Annotated in this window: 18 protein-coding genes and 4 pseudogenes; 14 read left to right on the plus strand and 8 right to left on the minus strand. The window is 37.6% G+C overall.

The annotated features are described in order from the left end of the window. Positions 1–330 precede the first annotated feature (330 nt). Complete coding sequence (gene trhO, locus Q5W13_RS08920) at positions 331–1,362, plus strand: oxygen-dependent tRNA uridine(34) hydroxylase TrhO (RefSeq protein ID WP_304446065.1); 1,032 nt, start codon at positions 331–333, stop codon at positions 1,360–1,362. A 3-nt stretch (positions 1,363–1,365) separates the two neighbouring features. Here trhO and Q5W13_RS08925 read toward each other — a convergent pair whose 3' ends face one another. Continuing rightward, on the minus strand, positions 1,366–2,535 hold the full coding sequence (locus tag Q5W13_RS08925) for an MFS transporter (protein WP_304446066.1): 1,170 nt from the start codon (positions 2,533–2,535) through the stop codon (positions 1,366–1,368). 175 nt (positions 2,536–2,710) lie between these two features. On the opposite strand from Q5W13_RS08925, the gene Q5W13_RS08930 reads away from it, so the two are divergent. From Q5W13_RS08930 to Q5W13_RS08955, 6 genes and pseudogenes are all read left to right on the plus strand, one after another. Then, complete coding sequence (locus tag Q5W13_RS08930) at positions 2,711–3,991, plus strand: PSP1 domain-containing protein (RefSeq protein WP_304446067.1); 1,281 nt, start codon at positions 2,711–2,713, stop codon at positions 3,989–3,991. Next, positions 3,984–4,469: a gliding motility lipoprotein GldH gene (locus Q5W13_RS08935; protein WP_155595234.1), complete on the plus strand. Its 486-nt coding sequence runs from the start codon at positions 3,984–3,986 to the stop codon at positions 4,467–4,469. The genes Q5W13_RS08930 and Q5W13_RS08935 overlap by 8 nt, the downstream gene beginning before the upstream one ends. Before the next feature lie 3 nt (positions 4,470–4,472). Next, positions 4,473–6,818 (plus strand): annotated as a pseudogene (locus Q5W13_RS08940) (penicillin-binding protein 1A). Positions 6,819–6,935: 117 nt separating this feature from the next. Continuing rightward, positions 6,936–7,636, plus strand: a pseudogene (locus Q5W13_RS08945) (CoA transferase subunit A). A gap of 20 nt (positions 7,637–7,656) precedes the next feature. Further along, positions 7,657–8,311 (plus strand): annotated as a pseudogene (locus tag Q5W13_RS08950) (3-oxoacid CoA-transferase subunit B). A gap of 371 nt (positions 8,312–8,682) precedes the next feature. After that, on the plus strand, positions 8,683–9,204 hold the full coding sequence (locus Q5W13_RS08955) for a GNAT family N-acetyltransferase (protein WP_304446068.1): 522 nt from the start codon (positions 8,683–8,685) through the stop codon (positions 9,202–9,204). On the opposite strand, the gene Q5W13_RS08960 is transcribed toward Q5W13_RS08955, so the two are convergent. Continuing rightward, on the minus strand, positions 9,194–10,354 hold the full coding sequence (locus tag Q5W13_RS08960) for a methionine aminotransferase (protein ID WP_304446069.1): 1,161 nt from the start codon (positions 10,352–10,354) through the stop codon (positions 9,194–9,196). The genes Q5W13_RS08955 and Q5W13_RS08960 overlap by 11 nt on opposite strands. A 111-nt stretch (positions 10,355–10,465) precedes the next feature. Between Q5W13_RS08960 and Q5W13_RS08965 the strand changes: the two genes are divergently transcribed. Further along, the gene (locus Q5W13_RS08965; protein WP_304446070.1) at positions 10,466–11,440 is read left to right on the plus strand and encodes a ThuA domain-containing protein; all 975 of its coding nucleotides are present in this window, start codon (positions 10,466–10,468) and stop codon (positions 11,438–11,440) included. Beyond that, on the plus strand, positions 11,441–11,830 hold the full coding sequence (locus tag Q5W13_RS08970) for a DUF2721 domain-containing protein (protein WP_155595227.1): 390 nt from the start codon (positions 11,441–11,443) through the stop codon (positions 11,828–11,830). A gap of 261 nt (positions 11,831–12,091) precedes the next feature. Here Q5W13_RS08970 and Q5W13_RS08975 read toward each other — a convergent pair whose 3' ends face one another. The 3 genes from Q5W13_RS08975 to Q5W13_RS24835 are packed head-to-tail and all read right to left on the minus strand — an operon-like array spanning position 12,092 to position 14,011. Further along, entirely contained in the window at positions 12,092–13,081 is a 990-nt protein-coding gene (locus Q5W13_RS08975; protein ID WP_304446071.1) for a succinylglutamate desuccinylase/aspartoacylase family protein, read from the minus strand. Between the two features lie 44 nt (positions 13,082–13,125). Next, entirely contained in the window at positions 13,126–13,689 is a 564-nt protein-coding gene (locus Q5W13_RS24830) for a RimK family alpha-L-glutamate ligase (protein WP_368662496.1), read from the minus strand. A gap of 58 nt (positions 13,690–13,747) precedes the next feature. Beyond that, positions 13,748–14,011 carry a hypothetical protein gene (locus Q5W13_RS24835; protein WP_368662497.1) on the minus strand — a complete coding sequence of 88 codons (264 nt, stop codon included), beginning with the start codon at positions 14,009–14,011 and terminating at the stop codon, positions 13,748–13,750. Between the two features lie 257 nt (positions 14,012–14,268). Between Q5W13_RS24835 and Q5W13_RS08985 the strand changes: the two genes are divergently transcribed. From Q5W13_RS08985 to Q5W13_RS09005, 5 genes and pseudogenes are all read left to right on the plus strand, one after another. Next, complete coding sequence (locus Q5W13_RS08985; protein ID WP_304446072.1) at positions 14,269–14,937, plus strand: succinate dehydrogenase cytochrome b subunit; 669 nt, start codon at positions 14,269–14,271, stop codon at positions 14,935–14,937. Between the two features lie 2 nt (positions 14,938–14,939). Next, a pseudogene (locus tag Q5W13_RS08990) lies at positions 14,940–16,942 on the plus strand (fumarate reductase/succinate dehydrogenase flavoprotein subunit). Between the two features lie 6 nt (positions 16,943–16,948). Further along, complete coding sequence (locus tag Q5W13_RS08995) at positions 16,949–17,695, plus strand: succinate dehydrogenase/fumarate reductase iron-sulfur subunit (RefSeq protein WP_155595223.1); 747 nt, start codon at positions 16,949–16,951, stop codon at positions 17,693–17,695. Between the two features lie 179 nt (positions 17,696–17,874). Beyond that, entirely contained in the window at positions 17,875–18,255 is a 381-nt protein-coding gene (locus Q5W13_RS09000) for a very short patch repair endonuclease (RefSeq protein WP_304446073.1), read from the plus strand. A 91-nt stretch (positions 18,256–18,346) separates the two neighbouring features. Further along, entirely contained in the window at positions 18,347–18,892 is a 546-nt protein-coding gene (locus Q5W13_RS09005) for a type 1 glutamine amidotransferase domain-containing protein (RefSeq protein WP_155595221.1), read from the plus strand. 461 nt (positions 18,893–19,353) lie between these two features. Here the strand turns inward: Q5W13_RS09005 and Q5W13_RS09010 are convergent, their stop codons facing one another. The 3 genes from Q5W13_RS09010 to Q5W13_RS09020 all read right to left on the minus strand — a co-directional run bounded on the left by Q5W13_RS09010 (position 19,354) and on the right by Q5W13_RS09020 (position 20,448). Further along, complete coding sequence (locus Q5W13_RS09010) at positions 19,354–19,557, minus strand: hypothetical protein (protein ID WP_304446074.1); 204 nt, start codon at positions 19,555–19,557, stop codon at positions 19,354–19,356. Between the two features lie 107 nt (positions 19,558–19,664). Continuing rightward, positions 19,665–19,817 carry a hypothetical protein gene (locus Q5W13_RS09015; protein ID WP_304446075.1) on the minus strand — a complete coding sequence of 51 codons (153 nt, stop codon included), beginning with the start codon at positions 19,815–19,817 and terminating at the stop codon, positions 19,665–19,667. A gap of 103 nt (positions 19,818–19,920) precedes the next feature. Further along, positions 19,921–20,448 (minus strand): hypothetical protein, encoded by a 528-nt coding sequence (locus tag Q5W13_RS09020; protein ID WP_304446076.1) that lies wholly within the window; start codon positions 20,446–20,448, stop codon positions 19,921–19,923. Between the last annotated feature and the right edge of the window lie 331 nt (positions 20,449–20,779).

Below are 20,779 nucleotides of genomic sequence, written 5' to 3' on the forward strand. Positions count from 1 at the left end.
CTAACGCAACCCTATATGATGGCGTTGTATCTTATTTAAAATATTGTTTCGGTTTAACAATCGGAAACTAACTCAAAATAAGCTTCCCTTTTTAGTGTTAGGGAGCAATGGCGACCAGTTCCTTTTTTATGTGTTTTTTGAAAGATGCTATGAAAAAGAAAAATGGGAACGGTCAATTAAGAGCTTTGGTAATTTACCGGGGCTCTTTTTTTATTTTTACTATTGATTTTGGTTAGGCAGTCTAAATTCTATCAATAGAAAAGAATTATCAATATTTCTTATCTTTGCAGCCTTAGAAAATTCTTTATAAACTTAAAACATTAGTATAGCATGCAACTATACAATAACTTAAGTGCAAAAGAAAGAGCGGCTCTTATTGAAGAAGCCGGGCAAGAACGTTTGACCATCTCTTTCTACAAATATGCACAGATTGGCAATCCTGAACTATTTAGAAATCACCTTTTCATTAATTGGAACGAATTAGACGTTCTTGGGCGCATCTATGTAGCTAATGAAGGTATAAACGCCCAATTATCTATTCCTGCGGAGAATTTTGAACTGTTTAAGGCTCATTTGGATAGTATCACCTTTTTAGAAAATGTACGATTGAATATTGCCATAGAGCAGGATAATCTTTCCTTTTTGAAACTGAAGGTTAAGGTTAGAAAAAAAATTGTTGCAGATGGTATGGTAGATGAAACTTTTGATGTTACAAATAAAGGAATTCACGTAGGTGCTGAAAAATTTAATGAACTTATTGAGGATCCAGATACCATTTTGGTAGATATGCGTAATCATTATGAGAGTGAGATTGGTCATTTTAAGAATGCTATAACTCCAGATGTAGATACGTTTAGAGATTCACTAGATATTATAGAAAAAGACCTCGCAGACCATAAGGAAGATAAAAAACTGGTTATGTACTGCACTGGGGGAATACGTTGCGAAAAAGCAAGTGCCTATTACAAGCACAAAGGTTTTAAACAAGTTTACCAATTAGAAGGTGGTATTATTGATTATACCCGTCAAGTAGAGAATAAAAAGCTTGAAAATAAATTTCTGGGTAAAAACTTTGTCTTTGATCACCGCCGTAGTGAGCGTATTACAGATGATGTTATTGCGAATTGCCACCAGTGTGGAAATCCTTGTGATAACCATGTTAACTGTGCCAATGAAGCTTGTCATCTTTTGTTTATTCAATGTGAAGACTGTGCAAAAAAAATGCACGACTGCTGTTCGGACTCATGTAAAAAAGTACATGAATTACCTTATGAAGAACAAAAAAAGTTACGCAAGGGCAAAGGGGCCAGTAACAAAATCTTCAAAAAAGGAAGGTCAGAAGTGCTTAAGTTTAAAAACTAAGTTTTATATATTCTTATCGCCATATAATAAATGGGCTACCAGTGTTGTTACAGAAAGGATAAGTCCTAAAATCGATACACCTACCCATTGGTAATGTTGCCATGCAAAGGCACCTAAAATTGTTCCTAGAGCACCTCCTAGAAAAAAGATAACCATGTACACGGTGTTTATCCGGTTTCTAGCATTTTCGTTTCTAGAAAATATAATGTTCTGATTGGCAATATGAAGCGATTGTTGTCCAAGGTCTACCAAAATAACTCCAATGACAATGCCTATAATGGAATGATGGGAAAATAAGAATACGGACCAGGAAAGAATCAGAATAAAAGTTGATGAAATAATGATTCGGTTTTTACTCATTCGGTCGCTTAGTTTTCCAACAACGGTAGCTGCCAAAGCTCCTACAATGCCAATAAGCCCAAAAGTTCCGGTGATGCCACTCCCATAACCAAAGTTATCTTCCATAAGAAAAACTAGAGTGGTCCAAAAAGCACTTAAACCGGCAAATGAAAGTCCACCTCGTATTGCGGCAAGTCGCAAAGGCTGCTCGGTTCTGAAGAAGTGAATTAATGATTTCATCAAATCCATATACCGGCCTTTGTAGACTGGCTCAACCCTGGGCAGTTTAAATTTCAGAACAATAAATAAAACAAACATCATAGCCGTTGCTACAAAATACATGGTACGCCATCCAAACTGTTCACCAACAAAACCACTAATAGCTCTGCTTCCCAAAATACCAATAAGCAAACCGCTCATAACAATTCCTATGGCACGGCCCCTGTTTTCAGCATTAGACAATTGTGCTGCCATAGGAACAAATAACTGCGGTAAGGCAGATGTACACCCTATAAAAAAGCTAGAAACAACAAGAAGCCATAAGGAGGTAGAGAAAGCAGCGGCCAGTAATGAGAGAAGCATGAATAGAAAATCAATTTTCAATATTTTTTGATTGGAAACCATATCCCCTAGCGGAATTACAAATAATAAACCAAACGCATAACCCAATTGTGTGGCCAAAGCAACATTGCTCACTGCAGATTCGGTAACACCAAAACTCACAGAAATCATGTGCAATAAAGGCTGGTTGTAGTAGAGATTTGCTGCGACCAACCCTGCTGAGAGGCTCATGAGGTAGAGAACGGTATTGCTAAGTGTTTTTTGTTTTTCCATGTAATGCAGCATCAATTTTTTAAAACAGAGCCAAATTTGGCGCAAAGGAACGAAGAACCTGTGTAAGTTGAGATAACTTTCTATCACATTAAAAATTTAGTACCTTTACATATAAAATTAGTAAGAACCCTATTTGGCCAAAAACCCCCGTTTAGGCCAAACCAAGATATAATATATGGGCTGTAGCAGTTGTTCGACCGGTAAGGACGGACAACCTTCTGGTTGCAAGAATAATGGAACTTGTGGTACCGATGGTTGTAATAAATTAACCGTCTTTGATTGGCTTTCCAACATGTCGCTTCCTAACGGTGAAAAACCGTTTGATTGCGTTGAAGTTCGATTTAAGAATAGTAGAAAAGAATTCTTCAGAAATAGCGAAAATCTATCTATTTCAATAGGTGATATTGTGGCAACACAAGCATCATCAGGTCATGACATTGGTATGGTTACCCTTGTAGGTGAGTTGGTGAAAGTGCAGATGAAGCGCAAAAAAGTTGATTATAAAGACGAAAACCTTCCTAAAGTTCATCGCAAAGCGTCGCAAAATGATATCGATAAATGGCAGAAATGCCGTGATCGAGAAGAAGAAATCAAAAAGCGTGCGCGAGAAATAGCGATTATTTTGAAACTTCAAATGAAGATTTCTGATGTTGAGTTTCAAGGTGATGGTTCAAAAGCCACGTTTTATTACACAGCCGAAGACCGAGTTGACTTTAGACAGCTAATAAAAGATATGGCCAAAGCTTTTGGTATCCGTATCGAAATGCGACAAATTGGTTATCGTCAAGAAGCCCAACGTTTAGGCGGTATTGGTTCTTGTGGTCGTGAATTATGCTGCTCTACTTGGTTAACAGATTTCAGGTCTGTAAGCACGTCTGCCGCTCGTTATCAGCAGTTATCTTTAAACCCACAAAAGTTAGCTGGACAATGTGGAAAGCTTAAATGTTGTTTGAACTATGAGCTAGATATGTACTTGGATGCATTAAAAGACTTTCCTTCTCAAGATACCAAACTGTTTACTGAAAAAGGACTTGCGTTCTGTCAAAAGACCGATATTTTTAAGGGTATGCTTTGGTTTTCGTATAGAGACGACCCAGCAAATTGGCATACGCTGACTAAAGAACAGGTTCAGGAAATTTTAGAAAAAAATAAAAAGAAAGAAAAAGTTGCCAGTTTAGAGGAATATACGGTAGATAATTTCGTTAAGGAAGAAAAGGTGTTTGAGAATGTTGTTGGGCAGGATAGCCTTACACGTTTTGATAGACCTAAACAATCTAGAAATAGAAATAACCGTAAGAGGAATAAGGCTAAAAGCAATAGTGGTAACGCCAATAATACTAAGAAGAATACCGGTAATACTAATAATAACAATAACAGGAATAAAACGGGTAATGCAAATACTTCTAAAAACAAAAGAAGGAGAAACAACCCTAAAAAACAGCAAGACAATGGCTAGGATTTTACTGGTTTTTGCTGTTTTGGTATTGTGCTTTGCGTGTAATGATGATTTAGTGAAATCTGAATTTCAGGCAACAAAAGGAGGGGTGTGGAACAAGACGGATAATATTCTTTTCTCGTTCTCGGAAATAGATACTACACAAAGGCACAATATGTTTATTACTGTACGTAATGATGCCACTTTCCCGTATAATAACTTATTTCTAATTGCAGAATTGGAATATCCTTCGGGGGAGACCGTAAAAGATACCTTAGAGTATGAAATGGCTTTGCCAGATGGTACTTGGTTAGGGAAAGGATACGGCAGTATTAAAGAAAATAAATTATGGTTTAAGGAAAACATCGTTTTTCCTTCTTCTGGCGTATATAATTTACGTGTTTGGCATGCCATGCGTAAAAATGGCAGTGTAAACGGTGTTGAAAATTTAAAAGGCATAACCGACGTCGGTTTTGAAATAGAAAAAAGTAACGAGTAACGTATGGCCAAGGTTGTTAAAAAGAAAAAAACCAATGGGTATTTTAAATACATCAAGTGGTTTTGGATTCTGTTTGTTTCAGGTATTTTATTAGTTGTATTGTTGTTTTTGTCCGCGTCTTGGGGACTGTTAGGCGATATGCCGGAATATGAGTATCTGGAGAATCCGCAGACTAACTTAGCTACTGAGATTATTTCTTCGGACGCCAAAACATTGGGTAAGTTCTATTTGGACGATAACCGAACTCCTGTACCTTATGATAGTCTTCCGCAAAATTTAGTAAACGCACTTATTGCCACAGAAGATGTACGTTTTTATGATCATTCAGGAATTGATGCGTATGGAGTTTTAAGAGCCGTTGCAAAATTGGGGAAAAATGGTGGTGCCAGTACTATAACACAACAGTTGGCAAGACAACTTTTTGTGGGGGTGCGGTCTAAAAATAAACTTGAGACCATCAAGCAAAAAGCCATGGAATGGGTGCTCGCTACCCGATTGGAAACTCAATATACAAAGCAAGAGATTATTGCTATGTATTTCAATCAATATGATTTTCTTAATAACGCAGATGGTATACGTTCTGCTTCAAAAATCTATTTTGGCAAAGAACCGCAACAACTTAAGACAGAGGAGTCGGCAGTTTTGGTTGGTATGCTTAAGAACTCGTCTTATTTCAATCCAATTAGAAGACCGGAATTAGTGACCAATCGTAGAAATACGGTATTGGGACAGATGGCCAAATATGAGTTTATTACTGAGCAGGAGAAAGATTCCTTACAGGCCATGGAGATGGATATTAATTTTAATCCAGAATCTCACAAGGAAGGTTTGGCTACCTATTTTAGAATGTACCTACAAGGGTTCATGAACGATTGGATATCTAAAAACCCCAAACCAGCTTTGGAAGGTGGTAGAGATAAATGGAACCTGTACCTAGATGGATTAAAAATTTATACGACTATAGATTCTCGTATGCAGGCCAATGCAGAGGATGCTGTACGTAAGCATATGGCTAATCTTCAAAATGAATTCTTTCATCAAAATACACCAAAGAGAAATCCTACTGCTCCGTTTTTAGATTTAGAGAAGTTTGAAATAAAGAAGATTCTAGAAAGAGAAATGAAAAACTCTTCTAGATGGCGAAGTATGGCCGATGAAGGTAAATCTGAAAAGGTTATCCGTGAGTCATTCAGCAAGAAAAGAGAGATGACCGTTTTTGATTGGAACAGTGAGGGTCGTGAACGCGATACCATAATGACGCCAATGGATTCTATCAGATATTATAAAACGTTCTTAAGAGCTGCAATGATGTCTATGGAGCCACAGACAGGCCACGTAAAGGCTTGGGTTGGAGGTATTGATTATAGACACTTCCAATATGACAATGTTATTCAAGGCTCACGCCAGTAAGCAGGATCAACGTTTAAGCCTTTCGTATATGCGGCGGCTATTGATCAGTTGAGACTATCACCTTGTGATTCTTTACCGGATACGCAATATTGTATAGAGGCAGGGAAACATGGGAACACAGAGGCTTGGTGTCCTAAGAATGCTGTAGGTCAATACTCAGGAAAAATGTATTCACTTAAAGATGCACTAGCAAACTCGGTAAATACGGTAACGGCACAATTAATTGATAAAGTTGGTCCGGGATCAGTAGTTTCTATTGCTAAAAACTTGGGAATTACTGGAAATATTCCTGAAGTACCTTCTATAGCATTGGGTACTCATGACACTAATGTTTATGAAATGGTAGGTGCCTACGGTACTTTTGCAAACCAAGGGGTATATGTTAAGCCGGTAATGGTAACACGTATAGAAGATAAGAACGGAACGGTTTTATATGAATACGTGCCTGAGACAAAAGATGTGCTGAGCAAAGATGTTTCTTACGCTATGTTAAACCTAATGGAGGGTGTTACACATGGTGGTTCCGGAACAAGACTTAGACATAGGGGTATGCAAAATACCACAGTTTATAAAGAAATTATTACTGGTTACCCATATGGTTTCAAAAACGCTATTGCAGGTAAAACAGGGACAACACAGAACAATAGTGACGGTTGGTTTATGGGGATTGTTCCTAACCTAGTTACCGGTGTTTGGGTTGGTGGTGATGATAGATCTATTCACTTTGAATCTATTAAGTATGGTCAGGGTGCATCTATGGCTTTACCTATTTGGGGTCTGTACATGAAAAAGAACTATGAGAATAAAAGTTTAGGAATTTCTGATAGTGAGTTTGAAAAACCTTCAAACCTTTCTATTAATATAGATTGTGACAGAGTTGTAGAGAACAATGATGAAGAAGATGGTTTGGATGATGATATAGATGATCTAAATTTCTAATACATAAAAGCAGATTACAGCTTGTTAAATTGCCCGTGACTTTCATTGAAAGTCACGGGCAATTTCGTTTAAAAATTGTAACTTGACTGCAACAGAAATCTTTTATTCCTTTATAGTATGATCTCTAAGAAAGTAGCTGATGTAAAAGAAGCCATGAAAGGCATTCAAGACGGAATGACCTTTATGTTAGGTGGTTTTGGCCTTTGTGGAATACCGGAAAATGCCATCACGGAACTGGTTGCCTCCAATATTAAAGATATTACCTGTATTTCTAATAATGCAGGAGTAGATGATTTTGGTCTGGGACTTTTACTTCATAAACATCAGATAAAAAAAATGATATCTTCTTACGTAGGTGAGAACGAAGAGTTTGAACGACAGATGCTAAGCGGTGAGCTTGAGGTAGAATTAACTCCTCAGGGAACTTTGGCAGAAAAATGTCGTGCTGCACAAGCGGGTTTTCCAGCTTTTTATACGCCTGCAGGTTACGGAACCGAAGTTGCAGAAGGTAAGGAGACTAGAGAATTCAACGGAAAAATGTATGTGCTGGAAGAGGCATTCAAAGCTGATTTTGCTTTCGTAAAAGCCTGGAAAGGAGATGAAGCGGGGAACCTAATTTTTAAGGGTACGGCAAGAAATTTTAATCCATGTATGTGTGGGGCAGCGACAATTACCGTTGCTGAGGTAGAAGAACTTGTTCCGGCGGGAGAATTAGACCCAAATCAAATTCATATTATGGAATATTCGTACAGCGCATTTTTCAAGGAGAGAACTATGAAAAACGTATTGAACAACGAACGGTTAGACCGCGTAATTAATCCAATCATAGAGTTTGTTTATGTTAGATAAAAATGGAATCGCAAAGCGAATTGCAAAAGAGGTCAAAGATGGTTATTATGTTAACCTAGGCATTGGTATACCAACTTTGGTAGCCAACTTTGTAAGAGATGATATAAATGTAGAATTTCAGAGTGAAAACGGAGTATTGGGCATGGGGCCATTTCCGTTTGAAGGAGAGGAAGATGCCGATATTATTAATGCGGGAAAGCAAACCATAACTACGCTTAATGGAGCTTCTTTCTTTGATTCGGCAACGAGTTTTGGAATGATCCGAGGGAAACACGTAGACCTTACTATTTTGGGAGCAATGGAAGTTTCTCAGACCGGCGATATTGCTAATTGGAAAATTCTTAAGCAAAATGGTTAAAGGTATGGGTGGTGCAATGGATTTAGTTGCTTCTGCCGAGAACATAATTGTGGCCATGATGCATACCAATCGCGCTGGTGAATCCAAGCTTTTGAAAAAATGTAGTTTACCCCTTACAGGAGTGGGTTGTGTAACCAAAATAGTTACTAATCTTGCAGTAATAGAAGTAACTTCAAAAGGCTTTAAACTTCTTGAGCGTGCGCCAGGAGTTTCTGTAGATGAAATTAAGGAAGCTACAGAGGGTACATTGATAGTTGACGGTGAGGTCCCCGAAATGGCTTTGTAAGTAAAATCCACATATAATTTAAGTGTAATTTTTGTGCGAAAATCATCAATATGGTTCTTCACAACAGGTTAATGCTGCTTCACAACAAGATTTTTTTTAGTTAAGGATTAGGTACTATTTTTATAGTATTATTAATTGAAAGTCGCGTCCCAAATTCGATTTTTTCCAAAACTAAAACCTATGGAAGCCCAAATTAACCAATCATCAGAAGAAATTCAAGTGTACAAAAATGATTTTTTCAGCGGAATAGTAATGCTGACTAGAAAATTATTTATGCTTTAAAATTCTTTGAAAAAGAAATTAAAAGAAAGTGGCTCACCCAAAGGCCGCTTTTTTTTATTTTAGTACATTAGGTATTTGTACGTGCCTATATGCAATTAAGACTTCAAAAGTGTAAAACCTCAGACTTAGAGTTACTCTCTAAAATTTCTACACAGACTTTTTCGGATGCTTTCGCAAAGGACAATAACCCCATAGATTTTAAAAGTTATACAGATTTAGCCTTTTCCAAGAATACGCTTCTTGACCAAATCAATAACCCGGATAGCTCGTTTTATTTCGTTTATAGGGGAACAGACCTTGTTGGTTATTTTAAACTGAATGAAAACGAGGCACAAACAGATGTGAAATTAAAGGAAGCTATAGAATTAGAGCGCATTTATTTACTTGGAAATTTTCAAAACCTGGGTATTGGAAAATGGATGCTTAACGAGGTTAAGAAAAAGGGCAACAACAAACGTAAAAAATTTCTTTGGCTAGGGGTTTGGGAAGAAAATACTAAAGCTATTAAATTTTATCAAACTCACGGATTCTCAAAGTTTGGAACACATCCTTATAATGTAGGTAATGACAAGCAAACAGATTGGATGATGCGTTTTGATTTTAAGGAATAGAGTTCAAAATTTGGATGGCTTTCTCAATCGTTTCCCGCTTCTTTGCAAAACAAAACCGTAAAACTCCATCTTGCCTATTGTGCTCATTAAAGGAAGATATAGGTATACTTGCCAACTTGTAATCAACAATCAAGCGTTTAGCAAAATCTTCATCATTTTCTTTTGCGATTTCGGTATAGTCTAAAAGCTGAAAATAGGTTCCTTCTGAAGGTTTAAATTTAAATCTAGAATCTTTTAATCCCTCCAAAAACAAATCTCTTTTTTCTTGATAGAATGAAGGTAAGCTCAGATAGTTTTCCTCATTCTTAAGATAGGCCGCCATAGCTCTTTGTACAGGATGGTCTACACAGAACACAGCAAACTGGTGGGTCTTTCTAAATTCTTGCATTAACTCTGCAGGTGCGGCGCAATAGCCCATTTTCCATCCGGTAACATGAAAGGTTTTTCCAAAAGAAGCACATACAAAACTACGTTGTGCTAAATCTTTAAATCGGGAAGCACTTTGGTGCTCGTTGCCATCAAAAATAATGTGTTCGTATACTTCATCACTTAAAACAATACAGTTAGTAGGCTTTAGAATTTCTTGTAACTGAAGCATATCTTCTTTGGAAAAAATACGACCGCTTGGGTTATGAGGTGTGTTTATGATAACCATTCGGGTCTTCTCGGAAATTTTGCTTTTGAAGATTTCCCAATCCACTTGGTAACCATCGGCATCTAACTGTATATATATAGAAATTCCTCCGTTAAGCGAAATGGCCGGTTCGTAGCAGTCATAGGCAGGTTTCAGTACAATAACTTCGTCACCTTTGTTGACGAACGCGGTAATGGCTGTAAAAATAGCCTGTGTTGCTCCTACGGTAACTGTAATTTCAGTTTCGGGATTATAAGCTCTATTATGGAGTTTTTCAATTTTTTGTGAAATTATTTCTCGTAAGCCATAATAACCCTGCATGGCAGCATATTGGTTATGTCCGTTTTGCATGGCAGTTGAAACCAAATTTTTTAGTTTCTCATCCACTTTAAAATTCGGAAAGCCCTGAGATAGATCTACAGCATTGTGCTTGCGAGCTAAATTGCCTACCGTTGTAAAAATTGTAGTTTTTGCATTTGGAAGTTTGGAAGCAAATTTTATGTTAGAAGATGCCATTTGTAGTATTCTGTTAAGATTTCAATTTACAACTTTATAGGGCATATACTTTTTGTTTTTTTAATAAAATTAGCTGCAATCACTTATATTTATACATCCTAAATATTTGATATGCGTAGTTTCCGAACTTTAATTTTAGTGCTTTCCATGACTTTTGTCTCAAATGGTCTTTTCTCTCAAGCCTCTCCATCTAAAAAAATTAAAACACTTATTGTTGATGGTCAAAACAATCATGATGAATGGCCGAAGATTACGTATATGTTGAAAACCGATATGGAAAACACGGGTTTGTTTACAGTTGAGGTGGCGCGTTCTGCATTTACCTGGAAAGGAGATAAGTTCATTTCTGAATTTCCTATAGAAAATCTTCCAAAAACAGAGGCAAAGGAAAAGCCACAAGCGGATCCAAATTACAGTCCGAATTTTTCAAAGTATGATTTGGTCATTTGTAACTTTGGATGGAATGCGGCTCCATGGCCAGAAGAAACACAGAAAAAATTTGAAAAGTATATCAAAAAAGGAGGTGGATTAGTCGTTTTTCATGCAGCCGATAATTCGTTCCCTGAATGGGAAGCTTACAACCAAATGATTGGTTTGGGTGGTTGGGGAGACCGTACGGAAAAAGATGGTCCATATGTTTATTATAATGATGCTGGTGAGTTGATCAGGGATAATTCTGCCGGTAACGCAGGTGCTCACGGTCCACAAAGCGAGTATCAAATTCAAATAAGAGAAGAGCATCCAATTACCAAAGGAATGCCGGAAGTATGGTTGCATACCAAAGATGAACTTTATAACAGCCTTCGTGGTCCTGCAGAAAATATGGTGGTTTTGGCTACTGCATACTCAGACCCTGAAAACAAAGGTTCTGGTAGACATGAGCCAGCGCTTATGGCTTTAGAGTATGGACAAGGCCGTATTTTTCATAATATTATGGGGCATGTAGATTATTCAGTTGAGTGTGTTGGTTTTATGACCAGTATGCTTAGAGGAGCGGAATGGGCTGCAACTGGAAAGGTAACTCAAACGATACCGGACGATTTTCCAACAGCAGATGAAACAAGCTCAAGAAAGTTTAAAAAGTAGATGGAGCTGACCTTAAGTATACCTGCCCTACTTTTCCCTGCTATTTCATTGACCATGTTAGCCTATAATGCAAGATACTTGGCTATTGCAGCATTGATTAGGCAACTTCATCAGAAGTATGAAGAAACATCATCGCCCGCCATTGCTTTGCAGGTTAAAAAGTTGCGTAAGCGTTTAACCATTATCAAGAACATGCAGGCATCGGCTATTTTTAGTTTCTTGTTAGCGGTGATTACGATGACTTTAATTTATGTTGAATTTAGTTTTTGGGCCAATCTCGTTTTTGGCGTTAGCCTTTTGGCACTTATGGTTTCTTTAATGTTGTCATTAGTAGAGGTTCAATTGTCTACTAAAGCACTTGAAATTCAGCTAGAGGATATGGAAAACTAATTTTTTAGACCTAAACACTTAAATTCAGAAAACAGACTATGCAGTTTGTTGTGGTCATATAGCATTTAGATGTCCTCTTGGTAAGCCTCCGTTTTTCGTATGTCAATCGTCGATGAACTGCATCATTATATGATATGAACCTAAAAATACAAGAACTTACAAACCACTTAGTCGGTTAAGTGAAATCTCTTTTTGGAAGTTTAAGGCTGAAGCTTTTTTCTTTACTCGGTAAAACTAAACGGATATCAGATGAAATCATTCTTATCTATCCGCTTGTATTACACCTTTGTTGGTAGGCACGCCAATATGAAAAAGTGCATCGCCTCTATTTACCACCGCTTGGTGATTAATACAAAAGACCAATCCGTCAAAAGGAGCTTTAACAGTTTTACTTCGTTTAGCGTAAGGACCGGATACGATACCTATAACCTGACCTTTTTTAATTTCGCTACCATTTTCTATTTTAGGGATGAACATGCCGGCAGTAGGTGCACGGAGCCATTTTCGGTCTTTGAGGTGTACCGTGTTGTTCCGGTCAATGTATTTTGGCTCTATTGTTTCGATCATACCAAAGTGCTTCATTACATTTAACACGCCTTGCATACCTTCTATAATAGAGTAATCATCAAAACGCATGCTTTCGCCTGCTTCAAAAACCACCGTGGGTATTTTCATTTGATGAGCAGCATTTCTAAAAGACCCTTTTATTAGTTTTGAAGAAAAGGAAATAGGTGCATTAAATACTTTGGCCAGTTGTTCACTTCGTTCATCATTATCAGTATATCTAATTTGCGGAAAGTTGTGCCTTTGTCCTCCGCCAGTATGTAGGTCTATTCCATAATCTACTTGCGAAAGAATTGCTGAGGTATAGTGATAGGCAATACGGCCTGCCATAGAACCTGTTTTTGAACCGGGAAAACTACGATTAACATCTTTTCCGTCAGGAACATCTCTAGAATAATGTATAAACCCGAAGATATTTAAAATAGGAACTGCAATCACGGCGCCACTGGTAACGTTAAAGCGTTTTTCGGTCATCATACGGCGTACCATTTCAATGCCGTTTATTTCGTCACCATGCAGACCAGCTTGCACTAAAAGGGTGGGCCCAGGGTTTTTGGAGTTAAAAACATATACGGGAATATCAATTAGTGTTCCTGTAGGAAGTCTATCAATACTAATATTTAATAGTTTAGACTCTCCTATTTTTACAGTTTCACCTTCTATGGTGATGGTTTTATTGTTTTCCATATACTACTTGGATGTTCTCTTTTCCCTTTTAATAAAGGGTTATTTTATTTTTTTCTGCAGTTCCGTTCTACAAACTGTATTATTTTCTTGGCTACGTTTACACCAGTAGCTGCCTCAATTCCTTGAAGTCCTGGAGATGCATTTATCTCTATCAACAAAGGGCCTTTTTTTGAACGGATCAAATCTACGCCAGCTACTCCTAATCCAATGTGTTTTGCCGCATTTATTGCCATAAATTCCTCTTTAGAAGTTAATTTTACAGCTTCGGTTCTTCCTCCTCGGTGCACATTTGAACGAAACTCGTCATTTCCGCTGGTACGTTTCATACTCGCTACCACCTTATCACCAATTACAAATACACGAATATCTTCGCCATTGCTTTCCTCAATGAACTCTTGCATAAGAATATTGGTGTCCATTTTATAAAAAGTATCGATTATAGATTTAGCAGATTTTTTGGTTTCGGCAAGAATAACGCCCAGTCCATGCGTGCCTTCTTGAATTTTAATAATCAGGGGTGCACCGCCTAATAAATCTATTTGTTGCTCAATATCATCTGGGTCTATAGAAAATAAGGTTTCCGGAATTGGAATTCCCCAGTTTGACATGAGTTGAAGGGTTTTTGCTTTGTTTCTAGCCTTAGAAATACTACCGGATTTAGCAGTGCTAAAGACCTTGGTTCATTTCAAATTGTTTGACAACAGAAGCGCCATGGCGCGTTACTTTAGTGCCAATACGTGGTATGATAGCATCAAATACATCTAGGATGTTTTCTTGTTTAAAGATTACTTCAGGTTGGTTAGTGCCTATTTTAATAGAACATTGGGTATGGTCTATCCATTCTATATCATGTCCTAATTTTTTGGCTTCATTGGCTATTCTTTGGGTTGAATAGACATTCATGCTTACGGAAAGAAGTCCAATATTCATTATAAGAGTATAAATTTGAGGTTGTTTACGACTTGAATATCGGTCAAAAAATGCAGATGTCGAAACTGGAATTGAAAAATTGAAGCATCTAATTCTTTGGTTAAAAAAATTAAAGAACGAATATTTAGTACCCGGAAGTTTTAGCGCTTGCTTAAAACGTTTCTAAATACTTTACTAAACCGTCACAAAGTTTGTTAAAGCCAAGCTTATGCCCTAATTTCGTAGAAGTTTTTTAATTAACTCCAACGTATTATAAAATGAGCGGATTGATAAAATCTTCGATTGCCCGAAAAGTGGTCATGGCCCTATCGGGTCTTTTTTTGGTCTTTTTCCTTGGGCAGCACTTTGTGATTAACATTACATCTGTAATTGCACCCGATACTTTTAATGAGTGGTCGCATTTTATGGGCTATAACGTTTTGGTGCAATATCTCTTGCAGCCTATACTTATAGCTGGTGTAATCGTTCACTTTGCTATGGGTATTGCACTTGAGCTAAAGAACAATAAAGCACGAGCAGTAAAGTACAAACAGTATAACGGCGGCGCCAACGCTTCTTGGATGTCTAGGAACATGATTATTACCGGTTTGGTAGTTCTTGCTTTTCTTGGTCTGCACATGTATGATTTTTGGATACAAGAAATATCCTATAAGTACATTGCAATGAACCCAGAAGACCCAACGCGTTATCTTGAGGAAACAGTTCATAAATTTGAGCCTTTCTGGCGTACAATTATTTATATGATCTCTTTTGTTTTGTTAGCATTGCATTTATGGCATGGTTTCGCTTCGTCTTTTCAGACGGTTGGTGTAAACAACAAGTACTCTGCGGGCATTCAAACGTTCACAAAAATATATTCTATAGCCATTCCTTTAGGATTTATATTCATCGCTCTTTACCATCATTTTAACCCAATAACACATTAATTATGGGCATATTGGATTCAAAAGTTCCAAAAGGGCCATTGGCCGCTAAATGGACTCAACATAAAAACGACATTAACCTTGTAAACCCTGCTAACAAACGTAATATTGATATTATCGTTGTTGGTACTGGACTTGCAGGTGGTTCTGCCGCTGCTACTTTAGCGGAGTTAGGCTATAACGTAAAAACATTTTGCTACCAAGATTCTCCACGTAGAGCGCACTCTATTGCTGCTCAAGGTGGAATTAACGCAGCAAAGAATTATCAAGGTGATGGTGATAGTGCCTACCGCCTTTTTTATGATACTATAAAAGGGGGCGATTACCGTTCCCGTGAAGCAAACGTTTATCGTTTGGCAGAAGAATCGGCTAATATTATTGACCAGTGTGTTGCTCAAGGGGTTCCTTTTGCAAGAGAATATGGCGGAATGTTAGACAACCGTTCTTTTGGTGGAGTTTTAGTTTCACGTACCTTCTACGCTAAAGGTCAAACAGGACAGCAGCTTTTATTAGGTGCTTATTCTGCCATGAACAGACAAATTAACCGTGGAAAAATCCAATCGTTCAACCGTCATGAAATGATGGATATGGTTCTTGTTGATGGAAAAGCAAGAGGAATCATTGCACGTGACTTGGTTACGGGTAAAATTGAACGTCACTCTGCTCACGCTGTTGTTTTGGCAACTGGTGGTTACGGAAACGTATTTTTCTTATCTACCAATGCAATGGGTAGTAACGTAATGGCAGCTTGGAGAGCACACCGTAGAGGAGCTTTCTTTGCTAACCCATGTTTTACACAAATTCACCCTACTTGTATTCCAGTTTCTGGGGATCACCAATCTAAACTGACATTAATGTCAGAGTCCCTTCGTAATGATGGGCGTATTTGGGTTCCAAAACGTATGGATGATGCTATTGCGATTAGAGAAGGTAAGTTGAAACCTATTCAGCTTAAAGAAGAAGATCGTGATTATTACTTGGAAAGAAGATATCCTGCATTTGGAAACTTGGTACCTCGTGATGTTGCATCACGTGCGGCTAAAGAACGTTGTGATGCTGGTTTTGGTGTAAATAAAACTGGTGAGGCCGTTTATTTAGATTTTGCTTCGGCAATTCAACGTTACGGAGAAGAAGAAGCGCTCACGCACGGTATTAAAAATGCCGATGATAAAGAAATAACACGTTTAGGTAAGAAAGTCATAGAAGCTAAATACGGTAACCTTTTTCAGATGTACGAGAAAATCGTAGATGAGAATCCGTATGAAACGCCAATGATGATATATCCTGCGGTACACTATACTATGGGTGGTCTTTGGGTTGATTATAACCTACAGACAACTATAGAAGGGTGTTACTGTGCGGGTGAAGCTAACTTTAGTGATCACGGTGCTAACCGTTTAGGTGCTTCTGCATTGATGCAAGGTTTGGCAGATGGTTATTTTGTGTTGCCTTATACTATAGGTGACTACCTTTCTAAAGATATTAGAACCGGTGCTATCCCAACAGATTTACCAGAATTTGATGCTGCTGAAACTGCCGTTCAAGATAGGTTGGACAAGTTAATGGCCGGTAGCGGTCAACATTCAGTTGATTTTTACCATAAGAAATTGGGTAAAATCATGTGGGACAAATGTGGTATGGCTAGAAATGCTAAAGATTTGCAAGATGCAATCGATGAGATTTCTGCTTTACGAGCTGACTTCTGGGCGAATGTAAAAATTCCATAAAAGCAGACGGTATGAACCAAGAGTTGGAAAAAGCAGGTCGTGTGGCCGATTTCTTAGAGCTTGGCGAACTGTTCGCTAAAGATGCACTTACAAGAAACGAATCTTGTGGAGGTCACTTCCGTGAGGAGTATCAGACTCCTGAAGGTGAAGCTTTACGTGATGATGAGAACTTTAAGTTTGTTTCCGCTTGGGAATATAAAGGTGAGCCTAAAGATGCAGTTTTGCATAAGGAGGAGTTGAAGTACGAGAATATTGAGTTGAAGACAAGAAGTTATAAATAAGTAACTATGAAGCTTAATCTAAAAATATGGCGTCAAAAAGATGCTAAGTCCCAAGGTCAGATCGTAGACTATCCTATTAAGGGTATTGAAGGCGATATGTCTTTTCTTGAAATGATGGACGTTCTTAACGAAGAATTGATCAACAAAGGAGAAGAGCCTGTACAATTTGATCATGATTGCCGTGAAGGTATTTGTGGTGCTTGTTCACTGCAGATCAATGGTGAGCCTCATGGGCCTGACCGTTTGGTAACCACGTGCCAATTGCACATGCGTAAGTTTAATGATGGTGATACTATCGTTATTGAACCGTTCCGTGCTACGGCGTTTCCGGTAATAACAGATTTGATTGTTGATAGAACTTCTTTTGATAGAATTCAGCAAGCAGGTGGTTATATCTCTGTAAACACTTCTGGTAATACAGTAGATGCCAATGCTATTCCTATTAACAAACACGATGCAGATGAAGCTATGGATGCCGCTACCTGTATTGGCTGTGGAGCATGTGTAGCTGCTTGTAAAAATGCAAGTGCTATGTTGTTTACGTCGGCAAAGGTTTCTCAGTTTGCTTTATTGCCTCAAGGGCAAGTAGAAGCGGTAGATCGTGTTCAAAATATGGTACGCCAAATGGATTTGGAAGGATTTGGAAACTGTACCAACACTGGAGCATGTGAAGTAGAATGTCCTAAAGGAATTTCTTTAGAGAACATTGCTCGTTTGAACCGTGAGTATTTAAGCGCGACTACAAAAGGATAATAAGCATACGAGTGCATAGTGCACTCTATAGATATTAAAAATCCCAAACTCCTTTTTATGGAGTTTGGGATTTTTTGTTATTTTAAGGTATGCCCAAGGACTATTCCATAGAACGTATAAAAGTACCTCGGTTCAATGAAGAATCGGGTTTCTACACTACTCCCCAACGCTCTAAGATTATGAGCAAAATTAAGGGGAAGAATACGAAGCCAGAACTTGCTTTTAGAAAGGCTCTCTACGCAGCGGGTTACCGTTATCGCATAGATTATAAGAAACTTATAGGCAAACCAGATATTGTCTTAAAAAAGTATAAGACAGTCATATTTATAGATGGGGAATATTGGCATGGCTATAATTGGGAAGAACGTAAGCCTAAAGTAAAGACGAACCGAGAATTCTGGATAGCTAAAATAGAAAGAAACATACAGCGTGATCAAGAAGTAAATAGAGAGCTAGACCTTTTGGAGTATAAAGTATTCCGATTTTGGGAGACCGAAATAAATAAAGAATTAGATAGGTGTCTGGCAGAAGTCATCCAACATTTAGAATCCTATCAATAGAGCAAATATCTATTTGTTTTCCGTCAACCTAAGCTGGGTATAGCTGGTATCTTGCAGTATAGTAATTTAATAATCATTAAAAATTAAACATATGAAGAGGATAGCAATTTTAGCTACAAATGGATTTGAAGAAAGCGAATTAAAATCTCCAAAGGAAGCCATGGAAAATGAAGGCTTTAAAGTAGATATCGTAAGTCTAGAATCAGGAGAAATAAAAGGATGGGCCGATGGTAATTGGTCTAACTCATACAAAGTGGATAAAACCATAGATCAAGTAACTGCAGAAGACTATAATGCACTAATGTTACCGGGTGGTGTCATCAATCCTGATAAACTAAGAAGAGAAGAAAAAGTATTAACCTTTGTAAGGGACTTTTTTAAGCAAGAGAAGCCGGTAGCGGCAATATGTCATGCATCATGGACGCTTATTAGTGCAGATGTTGTAAAAGGCCGTAAAATGACTAGTTTTAATTCTATTAAGGATGATTTGGTAAATGCCGGAGCAAACTGGGTAGATGAAGAAGTGGTAGTAGACCAAGGTTTTGTAACAAGTAGAAATCCGGATGACTTACCGGCTTTTAATTCTAAATTGATTGAAGAAATCAAAGAAGGTAAGCACGAAGAGCAGCACGCGTAAAATACATTGCACGGAATACATAGAGATTAATTTAAAGCCCTTGCAGTTTGCGAGGGCTTTTTTATTTTAAAAACATCGCATTTTATCGATGAAATTAACCGCTCGTATTTTTCACAACAGAGTTGAGCGGGTTCACAACAATATTTTAGATAGGAGAGTAAACGGCCGTAAGTTTACAGTGTAATTAAGTAATAGTCTTGACCCCAAATCTACTCTAGAACTTAACTAAAACAAGTAACGAATCCCAAGTCCGCTACTTAACCTACGGAAGCTTACAAAAACACTCCGGTCCCCACCGGAAAATCAAAAACCTACTTAAAAAAAGAGCCCCGATTCGGGGCTCTTTTTTTATTATACACTTACTAAGCATTTATCCTTAAGAGAAATTTATTCGGCAAATTTTACAAATAAAAAACCCTCTAATCTATATAGAGGGTTGTTTTTAAGAATTTAAGTAGATTTTATTTTTCTAAGAAAATTTTATATTTTTCCATGCTACCAATAAGACTATTTCCATCAAGTAGTGCTCCATCGTCAAAAAGCCTATCGGTATAACCCTCTTCATATACTTCCAATTCATCTCCCTCTGAATATTCAAACTCTATAAAAACTAAACTGTTATCTTCGGTCCTCGTTGCCCATTTGCCTTTGCTAATAAGATTCAACGAATTTTCGCTAAAAATAGCTTCACAGTTGGCTTTAGAATCAGTAGTAATTAAATATTTATAATCATCATCATATTCATAGATATAAGTTCCGTCTGCACTTATGGTTAAGTTTTATGGTTTATGGTTATACAGTTTCCAGCTGCTTGAAGTGTATTACCATTATCGCAGGAAATAGAATCAACTTGATCACAGCTTTCCTCTTCTGGTAAAGCAGTTCTAAAACTGCCATCTTCTTCGTAAATCTCTTCTTTTACCAATGTCCATTCGCCAATAGCCTCACTAGAACCTCCCCAACTTTCAACTGTTATGCAGACTTCGGTAGGAGCACTTATGTTTTCTGCGGCATCATAGACGCAAATTTCATAACAGAATGTGCCTTGGTTCTATTTCTGTGTTAAAATTCACATCTATAGTTTTATCGGTTTCTGTTTTAAAAGTATTGGAAAACAGAGATTTCTTTTTTGATTTGCTAACTTTCTTTCCGCTAGAATCATTCTCGTTTATGTTTACATCATAATATCCATCGGCGTGGGTACCATCTGAGGTTTTGAATTGAATATAGGCACCGACAATTTCGGCTTCTGAGTTAAGAGAAATATTAAATCCTTCACCTAAAAATGCAGATTTAGAGGTTTCTGATAAATCAACCGCGATAGCTTCATTAGGAGTAGGCGGCATCCCATCGTTTTTTGTTCCGCCATCAATAATAACATTGGTGGAAACCGTATTGGCATCTAAAGAGGTTTGCTCAGCTTGTTGTAATTCTTCCTGTTCTTGCTCTATTTGTTCTTGCTCTAATTTCTCAACGGAATTTTCTACAGTGTCTTTTCCGCAAGAGGCCGCTATTAATAATGCTGCGAACAAAGCGTTTCTAAAAATAATTTTCATGTTGGTTGGTTTATGGTTTAGAAATATTTGAACGCTTTACAAATGTTAAAATTGCATTTAAGGTTAATCTGGAAGAAGTATAACGGGATATGAGTTGCGAAAAAAATCCAAGCAAATTAATTTTAGATTGGCATTTTATCGATGAAATGAACCGCTCATATTTTTCACAACAGAGTTGGGTGGGTTCACAACAATATTTTAGACAGAAGGGAAAACAGCCGTAAGTTTACAGTGTAATTAAGTAATAGTCTTGACCCCAAATCTACTCTAGAACTTAACCAAAACAAGTAACGAATCCCAAGTCCGCTACTTAACCTACAGAAGCTTACAA

Origin of the sequence: Zobellia laminariae (assembly GCF_030553095.1) — a bacterium.
In the GTDB taxonomy this organism is placed as follows: domain Bacteria; phylum Bacteroidota; class Bacteroidia; order Flavobacteriales; family Flavobacteriaceae; genus Zobellia; species Zobellia laminariae.